At 46.1% G+C, this 4,384-nt stretch carries 3 protein-coding genes; all 3 read right to left on the reverse strand.

Annotation, left to right across the window (positions count from 1 at the left end):
• Window positions 1–481 precede the first annotated feature (481 nt).
• Window positions 482–820, reverse strand: a complete 339-nt coding sequence (locus tag BM357_RS18390; RefSeq protein ID WP_083430685.1) for a nucleotidyltransferase family protein — start codon at window positions 818–820, stop codon at window positions 482–484.
• A gap of 306 nt (window positions 821–1,126) precedes the next feature.
• Window positions 1,127–2,533, reverse strand: coding sequence for an ApeA N-terminal domain 1-containing protein (locus BM357_RS18395; protein WP_074956823.1), 1,407 nt, complete (start codon window positions 2,531–2,533; stop codon window positions 1,127–1,129).
• Window positions 2,534–3,411: 878 nt separating this feature from the next.
• On the reverse strand, window positions 3,412–3,660 hold the full coding sequence (locus BM357_RS20845; protein WP_074956825.1) for an SEC-C metal-binding domain-containing protein: 249 nt from the start codon (window positions 3,658–3,660) through the stop codon (window positions 3,412–3,414).
• Window positions 3,661–4,384 lie beyond the last annotated feature (724 nt).

The following is a 4,384-nucleotide window of genomic DNA, read 5'->3' on the forward strand; positions in this document are numbered from 1 at the left end:
GAAGGGTTGAGTGCGCGGTTGGCCACCATCGCGAACACGATGCGCTCGATGCCCGTGCGGAACTTCCGCCCGGACAGGTGCGTACGGATGGCCTCTGGGCTCGTAAAACAAGAAGATCTCGAGCATCTTCATTTGCCGCCGCCCCCTTTCGGCCAGTGGGGTGGTGGGGGGGTGACGCAATGACGCATGATGACACCAAGTAGCCGAAAGTCCTCTTATGTCCGTCGTATATGCTTGTTTTCTTGTTTTTTGTGTCACATCCGTCACATGTGTCATAGCAAAATAACACGACAGGGGAGGTAAGCCCCTGACAAAAAACGGGCCCGTCGGACATCACGCTCGTTCCGTGATGGCAGGACGCCATGTATGCCGCACACCTGGATGACGTAGCACAAAATGGCGGTAGCCCCCTACCAGGCCTGCCGCAGGGACACCGGGACCGGGAGATACATCCGACGGCTAGCCCGTGATGTAGACACCCTTACAGTGGTTTCGCCTCGGCCAGAATCTGTTCTCGAAAAGCCGGGTGCAAGTTCTCCTCGGTCAAGAGGTCCACCCGTATCCCAAGTAAGGCCTCCAAATCCTGTTTCATCCCAATCCGATCCAACAAATTAGGTTCCTCAAAGTCGACCAACAGGCCCAAATCACTGTTCTCCGTTTCTTCCCCAAGTGCTTGGGAACCGAATATGCGAACATTGTGGGCTCGATATTTGGCGGCTATTCGGAAGATCTCGTCTCTGTGTTCGTGTATGCGAGGGTCCAGATCCCATCCCTCCGTTCGAACGCTTCTAAAACCCACAACCGAACGGTTATAATGCATGAACCCTATAGCGGCCTCGGTCAAAGCCTCACGTCTAGACACTCCACTAGCGACGGCTGGGCGAGATTAATATTCTCCCTGACTTACCCTTTTCGTGCGATAGGTATACATTCCAAGTTATCCAACGTATGGCAGGTTGCGTCGAGGTAGTGACATTGTCTAGCTAGACTAAGACATCCAAAATCGGCGTATTCCAGAAATATCCACGTATGAATCAAATGAGTCCGACCATTACGTCTACTTGTTCGACACGCCCTTCAAAAACATCAGTTCAGCGTACACCTTAGGAACCACCTGCCAACTTCTTCAATGCAGTTTCTTAATGCTATCGCTGAACCACAAATTTGTCCTATAGTGCCTTTTTAGCAGCGCTTCTACCTCTGAATGAGTGAAGTTCATCTCCTTCAACAAGCAGGCTTGCAGAATCACAGTTAGCCTAAGACATGCACCATATAATTCTGTCCCCCTGAGAGCCCGCTCTTCGAGTTCTACGGAGTAGTGCGTTAAGTAATTCCGTGTATCCACCACTTGCTGGACGAACACTTTTATATCAGGTATATATGGAACAGTGATATCACCAAGTTCCCGTAATAGCTCCTTTATTCTCCTCCTTAACGAAAATTCATTTGAATATTTTAACTTATCATGAAGATTTTTTACGTAATCGTCAGGCAAGCCCTTAGGGATCGCAGACATTATAGTGTTTAAAACGTCAGAAAACATCTCGTTACTTAAGAACCTTCCTGCGTGTGTGCGACGATGGTAAGTTTCAATGGCTTGCATGAGACTTAAGAACATAAAATCAATGTAGATTGTTGGTTGATGCATCACGCTGAAGTACAGGTTGTATATTGGCTGTAATTGTTCTGCTTTAAGCAGCCATGCAGAAATTTTCTCTTGAAATGAATCTTTTATATCACCAAAGCGGAAAAGCATTGTGCTTGGATGTATCCTTTCACTCTCGCTAGCCATGGATCGCTGACTAAAAATGATAGAAATCTCAAGTTCTCGGTTGTCATCCGTCATGACGCTCGAGTTGGCTCCTGTAAGAGTCAAGATCTTTGTCGATTTGCCCAGTCCGAAGCTAATGAAGTTCTGTAGGTTCTGCAGTAACCCTTCCCGAAGAATCTCTTCTATTTGTTTAAAAAAGCGGAGTTTTATGGTGAACATTTTCTGCTCGGTGATGGAAATTCCTTTAAGGACATTGACGTTAATTTTATATCCGAAGTCCAATGAGATGCGAACCCCGTTTACGTCGGCTTCAATTGCGTTTGGGTACTCATATGAAACGACCGGAGAGTTCTTGTTACCGTCTTTTGACTGGTGATACTGCAAACCTGAGAAACCCACCCAATCATCTAGATTGGTGAAAGATACCCTTATCGTGTCGAATGTAACGTCCTCTTTGGACTGAAAGTGATATCCTACGAGGAGAATGCTTACATGGTACGCTTCGGAGATAACTCCTGGAAAAGGCAACCTGCCCGAGGTTCGCAGGCAATCATACAAAGTTATTTTCTGTCCTTCCACGGTGAGTCCATTAATTACATCAAACCTTAAATTGTCAAGGCTAAAAATAGTTTTCAGATCTGAAAATCCACCAATGAGACTTAATGTACACTTCCCGCCGGGCTGGAATTCCATCGTACCAGCCACCTTGTCGTCTTCTTTCCCAGGGACCCACCATACTCCGTCAAATTTCAAAGCCTCCACACTATCACTCCTTAATATATGTTCTACCGTAAAAATAGCCCAAAGACGTCCATTTTCATCCATCGTAGCGCCGCTGGCGGCATGAAGGTCTTATAATCCAATTGGAGACCATCGACTCTCATCAGCAGCATCGACCTAGTGCCACGATGGAGGATTGGGATACCCGGAAATACGCCGCTATGAAGTGAATCGGTACTTCAACAGGATATTTCGAATTTCCTCGACAAACTGCATGAGTATCCGCCAATTCTCCACGCACAGCATTCAATACCCTTGCCTTGCCATGATGGAGGTGCAAAAGGTTGATCTAGTGATAGGCCCTTACTGGCATCAAGTGCCCACAATGTACCCTCATGAATCACATAATCTCGAAACTGTCTCATCACAATACGTGCCTAATCCTCATATTTTCTATGTACTTCTGGCTTAACTCATTCAACCATGAAACATCAGATTGAGTTTTGAGATGATTGGCCAACTTAAAGTGACTTCCAACATCATCCGTGTCTTTCCCTAAACATTTACACGTATAGTGTGCAAGTGCGTCAAGTGACGATGCTAATCGGCTAATGTAGACCTCAAACTCGGCCCTTAAGGGTAAGTCCTCAAACTGAATAGTACGCACAAGTTTCACCTGTGTACCGGTCGAACTCGATATTTCTGGTCGCCTGGGCTTCCTAGATTTTTGTTCAAGTATAAATAACCGATACATACATTGCCGTTGGTGATATTTGGTTCTGTGAAGTGGTCCGAGCAACTGATGTTCGTTACGTACGGTTCCCAAATGATGCTCGTTTGGTTTGTATCCAAGAACACGGTAAATTTGCGAGTTTACTTGTTCACGTGGCAGGAATCCAGGCCCGGACTCAGGGCCATAGTTAAGTGTCACCTGAACACTTTTGCTGAAATCCGCTATAATCCGTCCCTGAATTGATCTTCGTAGCGGAGACATCGCCGGGCTTATGCAAATTCGGGACAAGAACCCAAGTAGCCGTCACGTATTGTGGGATCGGCATAGTTACAGGTGGTTTCGAAGAGTAACAACAGTCCTTTGCAGATAACGTACTACCGCATGGACATGGGTCGGTTCTCTTGATGTTCCTCGTAGTCACATCGATTCCCCCCATGAACTGTTTAACTCGTACCCATCGGAAACATCATGCAAGTAAACCGACTAAATATGTCCAAGCCGTGACCCTCGATTTACACGTATTTATAACCAACCAGTAAGTGTAAGCACATTTGGGCTAATAAATTTTTCTAGACCGCCACTCCACAAAAATCCGATCTGGGTCTTATTCCAGTTTTTTTGTGATGAAATCCCCAGATCGGTGTTCGCTAGATTGTGCCCAGACCAAACACGGATCCATCTCTCCGAAGATCCTACGGAACAGAGACAAGGGATTCTTAGTCATGTCAATCAGTCCAACGGATATGGGTAAGCCTGCAGCTCGCCTGTACTTAAGTGCATCTCGAAGTACCACGTTCACATGCGAGTCGCCACCACTGTATCCAATAATCAGCCACCTTTCAGACGTAAATGCAAGCCGGCGAAACAGTGCATAATACGATGAATACGGTTGTGATGCAAAATTGTTCCATTTGGTTCTCCCCGTAATCATCCACTCACATACCGGATAACGAGAATCCACGTTGACGGGAATTTCTCTACGACTGGACATTGCGTCGCACACATCGTCATGCCAAACTGGCTCTGGAAATTGATTCGAATTTCGAGTTTCTGGACTATCACTTACAGGCGCTATGCAGTTGCTGTATGAACTTGGATTGTGAACATTATATGACATATTCGTGAAATCACCGAAAACCACTTGACTTTTGAAAAACACC

Source organism: Paenalicyclobacillus macrosporangiidus (assembly GCF_900116805.1).
Classification (GTDB): Bacteria; Bacillota; Bacilli; order Alicyclobacillales; family Alicyclobacillaceae; genus Alicyclobacillus_H; species Alicyclobacillus_H macrosporangiidus.